At 66.0% G+C, this 13,044-nt stretch carries 17 protein-coding genes and 1 other RNA gene; 12 read left to right on the plus strand and 6 right to left on the minus strand.

The window, feature by feature from the left end; translation table 11 throughout:
- Nucleotides 1–24: 24 nt before the first annotated feature.
- The 5 genes from nth to ABE85_RS10225 all read left to right on the plus strand — a co-directional run bounded on the left by nth (nucleotide 25) and on the right by ABE85_RS10225 (nucleotide 2,066).
- On the plus strand, nucleotides 25–663 hold the full coding sequence (gene nth, locus ABE85_RS10205; protein ID WP_067273524.1) for an endonuclease III: 639 nt from the start codon (nucleotides 25–27) through the stop codon (nucleotides 661–663).
- A 47-nt stretch (nucleotides 664–710) separates the two neighbouring features.
- On the plus strand, nucleotides 711–965 hold the full coding sequence (zapB, locus tag ABE85_RS10210) for a cell division protein ZapB (RefSeq protein ID WP_067273528.1): 255 nt from the start codon (nucleotides 711–713) through the stop codon (nucleotides 963–965).
- Complete coding sequence (locus ABE85_RS10215) at nucleotides 962–1,294, plus strand: cell division protein ZapA (protein ID WP_067273531.1); 333 nt, start codon at nucleotides 962–964, stop codon at nucleotides 1,292–1,294. The genes zapB and ABE85_RS10215 overlap by 4 nt, the downstream gene beginning before the upstream one ends.
- A 27-nt stretch (nucleotides 1,295–1,321) precedes the next feature.
- A non-coding RNA gene (gene ssrS / locus ABE85_RS10220) (6S RNA) lies at nucleotides 1,322–1,506 on the plus strand.
- A gap of 122 nt (nucleotides 1,507–1,628) precedes the next feature.
- Nucleotides 1,629–2,066, plus strand: a complete 438-nt coding sequence (locus tag ABE85_RS10225) for an EVE domain-containing protein (RefSeq protein WP_067282344.1) — start codon at nucleotides 1,629–1,631, stop codon at nucleotides 2,064–2,066.
- 37 nt (nucleotides 2,067–2,103) lie between these two features.
- On the opposite strand, the gene ABE85_RS10230 is transcribed toward ABE85_RS10225, so the two are convergent.
- Nucleotides 2,104–3,123 carry a GGDEF domain-containing protein gene (locus tag ABE85_RS10230; RefSeq protein WP_082938505.1) on the minus strand — a complete coding sequence of 340 codons (1,020 nt, stop codon included), beginning with the start codon at nucleotides 3,121–3,123 and terminating at the stop codon, nucleotides 2,104–2,106.
- A gap of 459 nt (nucleotides 3,124–3,582) precedes the next feature.
- Here ABE85_RS10230 and rpsU point away from each other — a divergent pair, with 459 nt between their 5' ends.
- From rpsU to ABE85_RS10255, 5 genes are all read left to right on the plus strand, one after another.
- Entirely contained in the window at nucleotides 3,583–3,795 is a 213-nt protein-coding gene (gene rpsU / locus ABE85_RS10235) for a 30S ribosomal protein S21 (RefSeq protein ID WP_012346814.1), read from the plus strand.
- 175 nt (nucleotides 3,796–3,970) lie between these two features.
- Nucleotides 3,971–4,417 (plus strand): GatB/YqeY domain-containing protein, encoded by a 447-nt coding sequence (locus ABE85_RS10240; RefSeq protein WP_067273534.1) that lies wholly within the window; start codon nucleotides 3,971–3,973, stop codon nucleotides 4,415–4,417.
- Between the two features lie 33 nt (nucleotides 4,418–4,450).
- Entirely contained in the window at nucleotides 4,451–4,792 is a 342-nt protein-coding gene (locus ABE85_RS10245; RefSeq protein ID WP_067273537.1) for a TIGR01244 family sulfur transferase, read from the plus strand.
- A 181-nt stretch (nucleotides 4,793–4,973) separates the two neighbouring features.
- Nucleotides 4,974–5,582, plus strand: coding sequence for a TRAP transporter small permease subunit (locus ABE85_RS10250; RefSeq protein WP_067273540.1), 609 nt, complete (start codon nucleotides 4,974–4,976; stop codon nucleotides 5,580–5,582).
- Nucleotides 5,582–7,114: a TRAP transporter large permease subunit gene (locus tag ABE85_RS10255; protein ID WP_067282350.1), complete on the plus strand. Its 1,533-nt coding sequence runs from the start codon at nucleotides 5,582–5,584 to the stop codon at nucleotides 7,112–7,114. The genes ABE85_RS10250 and ABE85_RS10255 overlap by 1 nt, the downstream gene beginning before the upstream one ends.
- Here ABE85_RS10255 and ABE85_RS10260 read toward each other — a convergent pair.
- Entirely contained in the window at nucleotides 7,111–7,431 is a 321-nt protein-coding gene (locus tag ABE85_RS10260; protein WP_067273543.1) for a hypothetical protein, read from the minus strand. The genes ABE85_RS10255 and ABE85_RS10260 overlap by 4 nt on opposite strands.
- Before the next feature lie 137 nt (nucleotides 7,432–7,568).
- On the opposite strand from ABE85_RS10260, the gene ABE85_RS10265 reads away from it, so the two are divergent.
- Nucleotides 7,569–8,633 carry a hypothetical protein gene (locus ABE85_RS10265; protein WP_157522194.1) on the plus strand — a complete coding sequence of 355 codons (1,065 nt, stop codon included), beginning with the start codon at nucleotides 7,569–7,571 and terminating at the stop codon, nucleotides 8,631–8,633.
- Between the two features lie 7 nt (nucleotides 8,634–8,640).
- Here ABE85_RS10265 and sugE read toward each other — a convergent pair whose 3' ends face one another.
- The gene (gene sugE, locus ABE85_RS10270; RefSeq protein ID WP_067273549.1) at nucleotides 8,641–8,961 is read right to left on the minus strand and encodes a quaternary ammonium compound efflux SMR transporter SugE; all 321 of its coding nucleotides are present in this window, start codon (nucleotides 8,959–8,961) and stop codon (nucleotides 8,641–8,643) included.
- Between the two features lie 99 nt (nucleotides 8,962–9,060).
- On the opposite strand from sugE, the gene ABE85_RS10275 reads away from it, so the two are divergent.
- Complete coding sequence (locus ABE85_RS10275) at nucleotides 9,061–10,080, plus strand: LysR family transcriptional regulator (RefSeq protein ID WP_082938506.1); 1,020 nt, start codon at nucleotides 9,061–9,063, stop codon at nucleotides 10,078–10,080.
- On the opposite strand, the gene ABE85_RS10280 is transcribed toward ABE85_RS10275, so the two are convergent.
- The 3 genes from ABE85_RS10280 to lolA are packed head-to-tail and all read right to left on the minus strand — an operon-like array spanning nucleotide 9,995 to nucleotide 13,029.
- Entirely contained in the window at nucleotides 9,995–10,978 is a 984-nt protein-coding gene (locus ABE85_RS10280) for an amino acid ABC transporter substrate-binding protein (RefSeq protein ID WP_082938507.1), read from the minus strand. The genes ABE85_RS10275 and ABE85_RS10280 overlap by 86 nt on opposite strands.
- Before the next feature lie 3 nt (nucleotides 10,979–10,981).
- Nucleotides 10,982–12,370 carry a replication-associated recombination protein A gene (locus ABE85_RS10285; protein ID WP_082938508.1) on the minus strand — a complete coding sequence of 463 codons (1,389 nt, stop codon included), beginning with the start codon at nucleotides 12,368–12,370 and terminating at the stop codon, nucleotides 10,982–10,984.
- A 20-nt stretch (nucleotides 12,371–12,390) separates the two neighbouring features.
- Nucleotides 12,391–13,029 (minus strand): outer membrane lipoprotein chaperone LolA, encoded by a 639-nt coding sequence (gene lolA / locus ABE85_RS10290; protein WP_082938509.1) that lies wholly within the window; start codon nucleotides 13,027–13,029, stop codon nucleotides 12,391–12,393.
- Nucleotides 13,030–13,044 lie beyond the last annotated feature (15 nt).

Here is a 13,044-nt window from a genome sequence, read left to right on the forward strand (position 1 = left end):
ATCGCCAGCCGCTTTTTGCTCGCCATGAATCAAACGCAAGTCCGCGAATTCTTCGAGATCCTCCGTCGGGCCAATCCGTCGCCGCAGACCGAGCTCGAGTACGCCAGCGTCTTCGAACTGCTCGCGGCGGTGCTGCTGTCCGCGCAGGCGACCGACGTGGGCGTCAACACGGCGACCAGACGGTTGTTCGTCGTCGCCAACACGCCGCAGAAGATCCTGGACATCGGCGAGGAACGGCTCGCCGAGTTCATCAAGACGATCGGGCTCTACAAGACCAAGGCGAAGAATCTGTACGCCACCTGCCGCATCCTCGTCGAACAGTACGGCGGCGTCGTGCCGCAGAGCCGGGAGGCGCTCGAATCGCTGCCCGGCGTCGGCCGCAAGACGGCGAATGTGGTGCTCAACGTCGCCTTCGGCGAAGCGACGATGGCCGTGGACACGCACATCTTCCGCGTCGGCAACCGCACAGGTCTCGCACCCGGCAAGAACGTGCTCGAAGTCGAGCAGCAACTGCTCCAGCGTGTGCCGGAGGAATTCCTCGTCGATGCGCACCATTGGCTGATCCTCCATGGCCGCTATGTCTGCCAGGCCCGACGGCCACTGTGCGAGCGTTGCGCCGTCGTCGCGCAATGTGACAGCGGGCCGATGGCCGCGGCGCGTTGAACGAACCCCGCCCCCTACAATCTGCGCGTTCATCCGTCAGGGAAGCCATGTCCAGCATCAACGACCTAGTCGACCGCGTCGAGCGCCTGCTGGTGCGTCACGAGGAACTCAAACGCACGAACGGCTTGCTCGAGCAACAGGTCCAGGCGCTCACGCTGGAGCGCGACAGCCTGCGCTCCAGACTTGCCGCGGCGCGCGCGCGCGTCGATGCCCTGCTGGACCGCCTGCCGCTGGAAGCGGTCGACCTGCTTGAAAGCAGCGACGGCACTGAACCCTCCAATTCTCGAAAGACGGGCGCATGAAGCAAATCGAAGTCACGATCATGGGCCAGAGCTACCTCCTCGGCTGCCCGGAAGGCGGCGAGGCGGCGCTGCAGAAGGCGGTGGCGCGGGTCGACAAGGAGATGTGCGCGATCCGTGATGCCGGTCGTATCAAGGCGCGCGAGCGAATCGCAGTGCTGGCGGCCTTGAACCTTGCTTACTCGCTCACCGAATCGAATGGATCGGCGGCGGTGGCCAGTGACGCTACGGATTCAAGCGTCGGCACTGGAACCAACGGCGCCATACCTGATCTTGAAACGCTGATGAAGCGGCTCGATGAAGCCCTTGTCCAAGACGGGCAACTGCTGTGAACGCGGGATCGCCGCGCGTAGAATCCGTTCTGTCCACTGCGTTCGCGTGAGTTTTATATTTCCTTGAACCGATGCTTTCGCGAGCAAGGGCTTGGAACATTGCAGAGCTGGTGTGAGCGTCTCGCGTCAGATGAACCCGAAGCCCTGCTGACCTCGCCCACCTGTACCCCTAGGGTTCAGGAATGCGGCTCACGGTTCGCCGTGGACACCTCTTCCCGAAACCGCGCCTGATCCTCCGTCACGCGCGGTTTTTTCATGGTCGATCACCATCAGCCATCGTCGTGAGGATTCAGCCTTGAGCAACACCACGAACGCTTCCCCGCAGTACTGGCTGATGAAGTCCGAACCGGACGAAGCCTCGATCGATCACCTGCAGGCCGCCGGCGAACTTCCCTGGACCGGCGTGCGCAACTATCAGGCCCGCAACTTCATGCGGGACCAGATGCGCATCGGTGACGGCGTGCTGTTCTATCACTCGTCCTGCCCGGAGCCGGGCATCGCCGGCTTTGCGGAGGTCAGCAGCGCCGCCTACCCGGACGAGACCCAGTTCGATCCCGGGAGCCACTACTTCGACGCGAAGGCCAAACGCGACGAACCGCGTTGGCAGCACGTCGACGTGCGCTTCGTGCGCAAGACGCGCCTGCTGAGCCTGGCGGAGATGAAGCGCGATCCGGCGCTGGCCGACATGCGCACGCTGCAGCCGGGGAACCGGCTGTCGATCACGCCGGTGACGCCAGCGGAGTGGCAGCACCTTCAGAAGCTGCTCGCCTGATCGACGGGCGATTCGCCCGGCGACCACCGCAGCGTTCTCAGCCGCCCATCCCGAACGGGATCGACGCCAGCACGACCTGGTTGCCACCGCGCCGCTGAGCTTCCTTCACCGCCATCTCGGCGGCGCCCAGCAGCTCCTCCTGTCGCGAGGCGGTGTGCGGGAAGCTCGCCACGCCCATCGACAACGACAGACCGATGTCCTGCCCATGCAGCACGACGATCTGGGCGTGGCACTGGCGACGCAGCTGTTCCATGCGCGCGTGTGCGGTCGCGAGGCCGACGCCCGACAGCAGCACCGCGAACAGGTCGTCGCCGATGCGGCAGGCCGCATCCATCGCTCGGGTGTTGGCGCGCAGCATGCGCCCCAGACCTTCGAGGAGGCGCTGACGGGCCTCCTCGCCCAGACCGGCCTCCGGTGACACCGGATCCAGCGCGATCAGCACCAGGGTGAACTCGCGGTGCTCGCGGGTCGAGAGATCGATCTCCCTAAGCAACTGATCATCGAACTGCGCCCGCATGTAGAGACCCGAGACCTCGTCGCGACCGCTCCCCTGCTGCAGCTCACGGCGCATCTGCTCCAGCGACTTCTGCTGCTGCTCGAGCTGCTGCAGTGCGCGCTGCAGGTGCGTCTCACGGTGACGCTCCTCGGTCTTGTCGCTCCACAGCGCCATCACGTGCTCCGCGCCAAGGGGCGCGCGCATGACCATGAACTCGCGGCGACGGCCGCCGATTTCCAGGCGGTGCTCGGAACTCACGACGCCGCGCTGCGCCAGCGTGGCCTGTTCGGAACGGCGCATCGCCTGCACCTCGTCGCCGCGCATCAGCTCGGCGTCGGCGGCGCCGACGATGCCGGTGTCCAGGCGACCGAAGAGCTCGCTCATGCCAGGACTGGCGAAGACATACCGGCCGGTGGCCATCGACTTCACGGTCAGGCAGGCGCCCGTCGGCTCCAGCAGGCTGAGCAAGCCGGCCGCGACGGGCGTCTGGGACGTTCCCGACGATTCCAGCCAGGCATCGAAACTGGCAGGCGCGGGTGTCGCGGCGGCTTGTAATTCCATGGGTCGGGCCGGGCCAGGGGGGCGGCCCCTCGCGGTCGAATGGTGGTGGATCGAATGTAGATGGGCGTCCGTCGCCGGGGCAAGTGCCGTCGGCAGTACGAAGGGGCCACTCCCCCTAAGCTTGGGGTCCGGCATCCTAGCTTGCCCTGGCCCGGGTCGAGAGCGATGCACTTCGCCCAGAGAGGCTGGCCTGCGCCCCGGCAGGAACAAGGCGTGAAAATATCACGCCCGCTCTTCGCGAGACCATGGGGCCTTCACAGGGGACACGGGCGTCGACGGGAAACGTGGCGTCTCGCGCGCGCCAGTTGCATCGGCGTTGATGGCGAACCCACAAAAATAAGGCTAGAATCCGCGTTTTGCTGGCAAACCCTGCGCGTCGATTCGGAAGTGGAATCCGGATACTCCGCTTCGAAGGCAAGCCCTTCCTCGCGAACACCGAGCGCTATTTGAAGGAATTTCATGACCACCATTCGCGTCAAAGAAAACGAGCCGTTCGACGTGGCCCTGCGCCGCTTCAAGCGCACGATCGAAAAGCTGGGCCTGCTCACCGAGCTGCGCGCCCGCGAGTTCTACGAGAAGCCGACTGCCGAGCGCAAGCGCAAGAAGGCTGCCGCCGTCAAGCGTCACTACAAGCGCGTGCGCAGCATGCAGCTGCCCAAGAAGCTGTACTGATCGTCTGATCGGACCGCTTCGGCACCGGGGACCCGTCCACTGACGATCCCCACCGCCGGAACAGCACAGAAAGCCCGCGCAGGACGCTGCCGCGGGCTTTTCTGTTTCTGCGCGACATTACGACATCTCTCACCTCTCCCACATCTCCCTCGAGACCACGAATCAAGGAGCCCTCATGAGCCTGAAGGAACAGATCACCGAAGACATGAAGACGGCGATGCGCGCCAAGGACAGCGAACGCCTGGGCACGATCCGGCTGCTGCTGGCCGCGGTGAAGCAGAAGGAAGTGGATGAGCGCATCGATGTGGATGACGCGACGCTGGTGGGCATCGTCGACAAGCTGATCAAGCAGCGCAAGGATTCGATCAGCCAGTTCACAGCCGCCGGCCGCATGGATCTGGCCGACAAGGAAACCGCAGAGCTGAAAGTGCTGGAGGTCTATCTGCCACAGCGCCTGAGCGAGGCGGAGATCAAGGCTGAAGTCGCCGCGATCGTCACCGAGCTGGGTGCCAAGGGTCCCGCCGACATGGGCAAGGTGATGGGCGCCGTGAAGGGCAAGCTGGCGGGCAAGGCCGACATGGGTCTGGTCTCGGCGGCGGTCAAGGCCGCGCTGGCGGGCTGAGGCCCTCTCCCGATTCAACGACAGGAGTCCGCGATGGAACTGACCGTCCAACAATTGACGCCCGATTTCTGCGTCGCGCCGCAGTTGACGCCGGAAGCCATGGCCGCGCTGGCCGAGGCCGGCTTCAAGTCGGTGATCAACAATCGCCCCGATTTCGAGCACGGCCCCGACCAGCCCACCAGCGAGCAGGTCCGCGCCGCGGCCGAAGCCGCGGGGCTGGTCTACCACCACCTGCCGGTGCAAGGCGGCTACCAGTCGCCGGAAGAGATCGCCGCGATGCGCGCGCTGCTCGACGAAGTGCCCAAGCCGGTGCTGGCGTTCTGCCGCTCGGGTGCGCGGTCGACAAGACTCTTCGCCGCCGCGACGCAACTCTGATCATTGCGACATCGAATGGGATGGCCCCGGTCTTCGACCGGGGCCATTTTTCTTTCGTCAGGGCTTTCCCGGAACACTCCTGGAATTCAGGTTCCAGACGACCCGGGCTGGATACAGTCCGCCTCCATGACAAGAACTGAGCCCGACCCGTCGCGGGCTCGATGGAGACCTGGACTCGTCGATGAAAGCCCTGCTTGCATTTGCCAAGGGCATCGACTGGCTGACGGACCGGTTCGGCACGCTTGCCGCCTGGGCTGTCCTGCTGTCGTGCTTTATCAGCGCCGCGAACGCGGTGATCCGCTACGGCCTGGACATCAGCTCCAACGCCTTCCTTGAGATCCAGTGGTACCTGTTCGCTGTCTGCGTGATGGGCGGCGCGGCGCAGGTGCTGCGGCTCAACGAGCACGTGCGCGTCGACATCATGTACACGCGACTCCGCGGCCACGGCAAGGTCTACGTCGACCTGTTCGGGCTGATCGTGTTCCTGCTCCCCGTGATGGGTTTTGCGGGTTGGCTGTCGTGGGACTTCTTCCTGGTGAAGCTCACCACCGGCATGCGCGCGGACGACACCGTCGCCGCGCTGGGCTACGGCGGCTACGCGTGGAAGCTGTTCACCAGCGGTGAAGTGTCGGGCAACGCCGGCGGCCTGATCCGCTGGCCGGCCGCGCTGACGCTGCCGGTGGGCTTCGCGCTGGTGTTCGTGCAGGGGATCTCGGAGGTGATCAAGCGCATCGGCTATCTGGCCCACCTCGTCGAGATGGACACGCACTACGAGAGGCCGCTGCAATGATCACGATGGAGCAGTTTCCCCCGCTGATGTTCGCGGGGCTGATCATCATCATGCTGATCGGCTTCCCCGTGGCGTTCTCCCTCGCCGCGCTCGGACTGGCCTGCGGCTTCTTCGCGGTGAGCCAAGGCTGGTTCCCGCCCTCGTTCATGTCGGCGCTGCCGCAGAACGTCTTCGGCATCCTGTCCAACGACCTGCTGCTGGCGATCCCCTTCTTCACGCTGATGGGCGCGTTGCTGGAGAAATGCGGGCTCGCCGAGGACATGCTCGATTCGATGGGCCAGCTCTTCGGGCCGGTGCGCGGCGGGCTGGGCTATTCGGTGATCATCGTGGGCTTCATCCTCGGCGCGATCACCGGGACGGTGGCCGGTCAGGTGATCGCCATGGCGATGATCTCGCTGCCGGTCATGATGCGATACGGCTACAACATGCGCTACGCCACCGGCGTGCTGGCAGCCTCGGGGACGATCACGCAACTCGTGCCCCCCTCCCTGGTGCTGGTGGTGCTGGCGGACCAGCTCGGCAAGCCCGTCGGCGACATGTACAAAGGCGCGTGGGGGCCGTCGATCCTGCAGGTGCTGATCTTCGCGCTGTACACCTTCATGGTGTCGCGCATCAGGCCCGAGCATGTGCCTGGCGTGCCCAAGGAGGCCCGCACCCTCGACGGCTGGGCGTTGTGGGCGAAGTGCCTGCGCGGGATCATCCCGTCGGCGATCCTGATCTTCGCGGTGCTGGGGTCGATGGGCGGTCTGCCCGGCATCGACACGGCGATCTGTACGCCGACCGAGGCCGGCGCGATGGGCGCCGTCGGCGCGTTCATCCTGGCGGCGTCGCACCGGCGGCTGAACTGGCCGGTGGTCAAGGACGCCATGATCGGCACCATGCGCATCACCGCGATGGTGGTCTTCATCCTGATCGGGTCGCGGACCTTCTCGCTGGTGTTCCAGGGCGTCGAAGGCGGGAAGTGGATCGAGCACCTGCTCTCGAACCTGCCCGGCGGTCAGATCGGCTTCCTGATCGTCGTCAACCTCTTCATCTTCTTCCTGGCGTTCTTCCTCGACTTCTTCGAGATCGCCTTCATCATCCTGCCGCTGCTCGGCCCGGTCGCCGACAAGATGGGCATCGACCTGGTGTGGTTCGGCGTGATGCTCTGCGTGAACATGCAGACCAGCTTCATGCATCCGCCGTTCGGGTTCGCGCTGTTCTACCTGCGAGGCATCTCGGACACGCTCTTCAAAAACGGCGCGCTGCCCAGGAAGGTGCTGTCAAGCGACATCTACCTGGGCTCCATCCCCTGGGTGGTGATGCAGTTGATCCTCGTGGCCATCGTCATCTTCTTCCCGGTCACGGTGACCGCGTTCCTCGACAAGGCGGAAGCAGTCGACATGGACAAGGCGACGGAGATGCTCCAGGGCATCGACGCCGGCCAGACGGAGCGTACCGATCCGAATGCGGACACGAACACGCTCTTCGGGCTGCCGGCGGAGGCGGCGTCCGAAGCCGCATCGGCACCCGCCTCCGAGGGAACCCCTTAGCGCGTGGACGGCGGCATGTTCGACGCCTCCTTGATGCGGTCCCAGGCGTCCTTCACCGCCGGCTTGGCCCGCGCCCATTCGAGCGAGGAGCCCTGCCGCTGGTTGCCCCAGTCGCGGTGCAATTCGGCTTCGAAGTCCTCGAACTCACGATCCGGATAGCGGGCAAACGCATCGACGCCATAGGCATACGCGGGGCCGAAGTCATCGTGCGTGTCGCCTTGCTGGATGTAGGGGCGCTTGGCGTAGTTGTCGCGCCAATAGCGGGCCTCCTGCTCGTGGTCGTAGGCCTTGTCGCGGGATTCGTTGAAGTCGGGCATGACAGTCTCCGGAAAGTCTCGATGACCTTCGTCGGCAAGTGCCATGCCCTGCGGTCGCTACAGTCACCGTCATGCGCGCACGCCCTTCCACCCTCTTCCGTTCGATCTCTGCAACCCGCCTTCACACTTTGATCACGTTGACGATCGCGACTGCGTTGAGCCCGCTGGCCGCGCACGCCTCGAGTGCCTGCGACAAGGGCGCGTGGCGAGGCACGCTCGGCACGTCGCCGGTATCCATCGAGCTCAATCCGGCCGAGGACGAACGTCCCGCCATGGGCCGGTACTACTACCGCAGCTCGCTCGGCGATCTCACCCTGGTTCGCGATGCCAGGACTGGGGAGTGGCAGGAACTCGATGCCGCGGAGAAGCTCACAGGACGGCTGACGCTCAATTGCGACGCCAACACCCTGAACGGCGAGTGGCGCTCCGTCGATGGCACGAAGAAGCTGCCGATCGCCGCGACGGCGACCAGGAACGATGACTACAACGCGCCCCGCAAGATCGCGCTCAAGCCGACCGTCGCGAAGACCGGCCAGATCGGTGGCCGTCGCTACGAGGTTCTGACCTACCCCGTGCCCGGCACCATCGGTACCCGAGGCGCGAAGCTCGACACCACGCATGGCGGCATCCGCCTGATCGGCACGACACCAGCCATCACGACACTGAACGCCACGTTGTGGGGCAAGGCCGTCGACGCCGTCATCGATCACATCGACTGCATGGCCCAAGGCCGCCGAGAACGAGGACCAGAGGCCGGCTACGAGTCCTCGCAGACGCAGACCGTCGTGGCATGGAACGCCGCCTTCGTCGTCGTCGATACGTGGAACGAGGGCTACTGTGGCGGCGCTCATCCCTGGCACGGCAACAGCGTCACCACCTATCGCCTCGATACCGGCGCGGAGGCCGACGTCTCTTCGTGGGTTCGATCCGATTGGCGCAGCGAGATCCCGAAGGACTCCCGGCTCGGCAAGCTGCTGGTGAAGGCCTACGCCGACAACGGCGGCAACGGCGAGGAAGCCGAGTGCCGCGATGAAGTCCGTTGGATGGGCAGCTCGATCCACCCTGAGCCCAAGCAGCTCGTCTTCCACACGCAGGCCTCGTACGCGATGACGCCCTGCGCGGAGGACGTGGCACTGCCGATCGACGCCGTCTGGCCCTACCTGACGCCAGCCGGCCAGCAGGCGCTGAAGACCTTCCGCTGAGTCACTCTCACTGTGGCGTGACCATCTTCAGTCCGACGATGCCCGCCCCGATGAGGCCGATGCACGCCAGCCGCGCGAAAGACGCCGACTCGCCCAGCAGCACGATGCCCGCGATCGCCGTGCCGACGGCGCCGATGCCCGTCCATACCGCATAGGCGGTCCCCACCGGCAGATGCTTCAGCGCCCAGCCCAGCAGCAGGACGCTCGTCACCATGGCCGCCAGCGTGCCCACCGTCGGCCACAGCCGGCTGAACCCTTCCGTGTACTTCAGCCCGACGGCCCAGCCGATCTCGAACAGCCCCGCCAGAAACAACACGCCCCACACCATCGCCATCTCCTTGAAAGTGGATGGGTAGGACTTTATGTTCACGTTTCTGATAGTTAAAGTCAGGATCAATCAGATTTCCTGACAGATCACGGGCGTACCTTGGCTTTCGATCTCGACAACCTCCGCGTGTTCCTCGCTGCGATCGATCACGGATCGTTTTCTGCCGCAGCGCGCGTGCTGGGTCGTGTGCCCTCGGCCGTCAGCATGACGATCGCGAATCTGGAAGCACAGCTCGACCTCTCGTTGTTCGACCGCACCGGCCGTGAGCCCGTGCCCACCGCGAAGGCCCTCGCGCTGGTGCCGCAGGCCCGCAGACTGACTGAACAGCTCGGTCAACTCAATCGCCATGCGTTGTCGATGACCCAAGGGCTGGAGCCCTCGCTGACGATCGCCGTGGTGCCGGAACTCGTCGCCGCGACGCCCTGGAGCGACGCGCTGACGACGCTGTCCACCGAGTTCCCGCTGTTGGACGTCGAGGTGCTGACCGCCCCGCAGGCGGACGCCCTGGCCATGCTGAAGTCCGGCCGCGCTCAACTGGCCCTGGTCTTCGAGCGCCAGGGGCTCGATCCCTCCGAGCAATTCCAGGAGGTGGCCCGCGAGACCCTGATCGCCGTCGTGGCGGCATCGCATCCCATGCTCGCGCGCGATCCGTCGGCGCTGCGCGACGAGCACCTCATCGCCGAGCGCCAGATCCTCGTGGCGGGCCGCGACGCCTGTGACGTCGACAAGCGGATTTCCGTCTCTCGCGTCCAATGGCGCACCGACAGCCCGGTGGCAGCGTTGCGCATGGTGGCCGCCGGGCTCGGATGGGCGTGGCTGCCATCGGGATTCGTGCGCGCCGCGTTGGCGTCAGGGGAACTGGTGCAGATTCCCGCAGGCAACTTCACGACGGCGCTGCAGCTCTACGTCGATGTCGTCTGGACGCAGACACGGCCGCTCGGACTTGCCGCGCGGCGCTTCGTCGAACTGCTGGAGGGTCGCGACGGTTGTTCCGGGGCGATCGCCGGCGATCGGACGCCGACCGCAGCGCCGCTCAGCGATAGCGTTCCGGATCCGGCGAATCCGTCGGCTGCGCGACCACGCGCCGGAAAGCGGCGTTCATCGGCAGCTTCAGGTTGATGCCCGTCGGGGGCAGCGGCGATTCGAACCAGCGCTTGTAGATCGCATGGATCTCGCCGCTGCGGTAGAGACCGGTCAGCACGTCGTCCACCATCGTCTTGAACATCGGATCGTCGCGGTTGAGCCCGATGGCGTAAGGCTCCACGGTGAGCGCGCGATCGGAGATCACGTAGTCGTCCGCCGAGGCCGCCGCGCCCTGCTGCGCCAGCAGGCTGCGGATGATCACGTCGTCCATCATGAACGCATCGGCCCGGCCGCTGCGCAGCAGCTGGAACGCGTCCGGATCATCCAGCCCGGCGACGATGCGGATGTTCAGTCCCTGCTGCTCGTTGACCTTGGCCAGGTGCTGGATGCTGGTCGTGCCGATGGTGCTCACCACCGGGCGGCCACGCAGGTCGAGCAGGCTCTGCACCTTCTCGCCGTGGCGGGTCATCAGCTTGGTCTCGGCCACGAAGATGGTCAGCGAGAACGCCTGGCTGCGCGCACGCTCGGCGGTATTGGTCGTGATGCCGCACTCCATGTCCAGCGTGCCGTTGCTGACCATCGGCATCCGCGTCGCCGAGCCGACCGCGACACGACGCACCTCCAGGTCCGGCAGCTTGAGCTTCACGCGAAGCGAGGCGATCACGCGCTCGCAGAGTTCGACGGAATAGCCCGTCGGCCGCAACTGCGCGTCGAGGTAGCTGAACGGCGCCGACGCCGGCCGGTAGCCGATGACGACAACACCGGTCTCGCGGATGCGGGTCAGCGTCGGGCCCTCGGGCGGTTGCGCGGGGCTGGCCGCCGATGGCGCCGTGAGCTTGGGTTTGACGGGCGCTGCGACTGCGGACGGCGCGACCACGGTCGACAACGCCGTCAGGATCAACGCGGCCATGACGCTGACGACCCGCGTGCTCATCGATCAGACCTCGCCGTCGTCGCCGAGGCCGGCGCCGCCATCATCCTGTCCGAGCGCTCCGGCATCCAGCCGTCGCAATTCGTCGAGTCGCGCGCCGATCTTGATCTCCAGGCCGCGCGGAACAGGCTCGTAGAAGCGCTGATCCTCGAGTCCGTCCGGCAAGTACTGCTCGCCGGCCACGTACGCGCCGGGAAAGTCATGCGCGTAGCGGTAGGCCTTGCCGTAGCCGAGCTCCTTCATGAGCCGCGTCGGCGCATTGCGCAGGTGCACCGGCACCGGGCGCGAGCTGTCCTGCTTGATCAACGCGCGCACCTGGTTGTAGGCGTTGTAGACGGCGTTCGACTTCGGCGCGATCGCCAGATAGACGACCGCCTGTGCCAGCGCGAGCTCGCCTTCAGGCGTTCCCAGGCGCTCATAGGTCTCCGCCGCGTCCAGGCAGATCCGCAGCGCGCGAGGATCGGCGTTGCCGATGTCCTCGCTCGCCATGCGGACCAGCCGCCGGGTGATGTAGCGCGCATCGACGCCGCCATCGAGCATCCGCACCAGCCAGTAGAGCGCCGCGTCCGGATGGGAGCCGCGCACCGACTTGTGCAGCGCCGAGATCACGTCGTAGAACTGGTCGCCGCCCTTGTCGTAGCGCCGCAGCTGTTCACCGAGCGTGCGCTCCAGCAGCGCCTCGTCGATCTCCGCCGTACCGGGCGGCGTCAGTTGGGCCACGGTCTCCAGCGTGTTCAGCAGACGCCGCGCATCCCCGTCGGCATAACCGATCAGCCGAAGCGTGGCCGCCTCGCTCACCGTGGGCGCACCGAGGGCTTCTCGGCCGCGCGCCAGCAGTTCGCGCATGTCCTGTTCGTCGAGCGACTTCAGCACGTGCACGGTCGCCCGCGACAGCAGCGCCGAGTTCACCTCGAACGAGGGGTTCTCGGTCGTCGCTCCGATGAAGCTGAACAGGCCTGACTCGACGTGCGGCAGGAAGGCATCCTGCTGCGCCTTGTTGAAACGGTGGACCTCGTCGACGAACACGATCGTGCGCCGGCCCTGCCCCGCTGCGACCTGCGCGCGGTCGACCGCCTCGCGGATGTCCTTGACGCCACCCAGGACCGCCGAAATCGCAATGAACTGTGCGTCGAAGTGCTGCGTCATCAGCCGCGCCAGCGTCGTCTTGCCGACGCCCGGCGGGCCCCACAGGATCATCGAATGCGGCCGGCCGCTTTCAAGCGCGACGCGCAGCGGCATGCCCTCGCCCAGCAGGTGGCGTTGGCCGACCACCTCATCGAGCTTGCGCGGTCGCAGCCGCTCGGGCAGCGGCGCGTGCTGACTTGGCGCGGCTGCTTGAGACCGCGCAGTGGGAACGGGTTCGAACTCGTCCGGAAAGAGCGACGCGTTGCTCATCGATGCAGACTCAGGGTCGCTCAGGGCTGACGCGCGATGTCCGTTCCCGGAGGCGGCGTGAAGCGGAAGCGGTCGGCCGACACCTTGGCGTTGGGTTCGATCGCGCTGAACTGCATCACCGACTGCTGGCCGAAGCCGTCGACGATCTCCAGCGCGCCCAGCTCGCGCCCCTTGAACCCGAGCTTCAGGCTCTGCAGACCGCTGTCGTTGCGCTTGGGCGTGGCCTGCACCCAGTCCAGACCGTTCGCCGCCGGCAGCGACTTCAGCGTGAAGTCCTTGGCCAGGTCGCCGCCCGCGAGCAGCGACACCGGTGTCGCGCCCAGTGCCTGGTCCATGTTGCGCACGCTGGCCTGCTGCAGGTCGGGATCGTAGATCCACACCTCCTTGCCATCAGCCACGATCAGTTGCTCAGCCGGCTTGGCGTAGCTGAAGCGGAACTGGTTCGGACGCTGGAATTCGAACGTACCCGTGGTCGTCTTCTTGCGCTTGCCGTCGGGCGCTGTGACGGTCTGGGTAAACGTCGCGCGGCCGCTCTTCACTTCGCTGACGAACTGCTGCAGCGCGCTCACGCCGTCAGCGTGCGCAAGGGTCGTGAAACAGACGGCGATGGCCGCCATGGCACGGACCAGGGGGCGGAACAGGGAGGAGGTATCGATCATTCGTCTCGCAGAATC

Source organism: Mitsuaria sp. 7 (assembly GCF_001653795.1).
GTDB lineage: Bacteria > Pseudomonadota > Gammaproteobacteria > Burkholderiales > Burkholderiaceae_C > Roseateles.

Coding starts and splice junctions, on each gene's coding strand:
- ABE85_RS10245 (WP_067273537.1), top strand. CDS start 4,451: ATGGAACTGACCGTCCAACAATTGACGCCCGATTTCTGCGTCGCGCCG.
- ABE85_RS10215 (WP_067273531.1), top strand. CDS start 962: ATGAAGCAAATCGAAGTCACGATCATGGGCCAGAGCTACCTCCTCGGC.
- ABE85_RS10280 (WP_082938507.1), bottom strand. CDS start 10,978: ATGAGCACGCGGGTCGTCAGCGTCATGGCCGCGTTGATCCTGACGGCG.
- sugE (WP_067273549.1), bottom strand. CDS start 8,961: ATGGTGTGGGGCGTGTTGTTTCTGGCGGGGCTGTTCGAGATCGGCTGG.
- ABE85_RS10225 (WP_067282344.1), top strand. CDS start 1,629: ATGAAGTCCGAACCGGACGAAGCCTCGATCGATCACCTGCAGGCCGCC.
- zapB (WP_067273528.1), top strand. CDS start 711: ATGTCCAGCATCAACGACCTAGTCGACCGCGTCGAGCGCCTGCTGGTG.
- ABE85_RS10250 (WP_067273540.1), top strand. CDS start 4,974: ATGAAAGCCCTGCTTGCATTTGCCAAGGGCATCGACTGGCTGACGGAC.
- ABE85_RS10240 (WP_067273534.1), top strand. CDS start 3,971: ATGAGCCTGAAGGAACAGATCACCGAAGACATGAAGACGGCGATGCGC.
- ABE85_RS10260 (WP_067273543.1), bottom strand. CDS start 7,431: ATGCCCGACTTCAACGAATCCCGCGACAAGGCCTACGACCACGAGCAG.
- ABE85_RS10285 (WP_082938508.1), bottom strand. CDS start 12,370: ATGAGCAACGCGTCGCTCTTTCCGGACGAGTTCGAACCCGTTCCCACT.
- ABE85_RS10230 (WP_082938505.1), bottom strand. CDS start 3,123: ATGGAATTACAAGCCGCCGCGACACCCGCGCCTGCCAGTTTCGATGCC.
- nth (WP_067273524.1), top strand. CDS start 25: ATGAATCAAACGCAAGTCCGCGAATTCTTCGAGATCCTCCGTCGGGCC.
- lolA (WP_082938509.1), bottom strand. CDS start 13,029: ATGATCGATACCTCCTCCCTGTTCCGCCCCCTGGTCCGTGCCATGGCG.
- rpsU (WP_012346814.1), top strand. CDS start 3,583: ATGACCACCATTCGCGTCAAAGAAAACGAGCCGTTCGACGTGGCCCTG.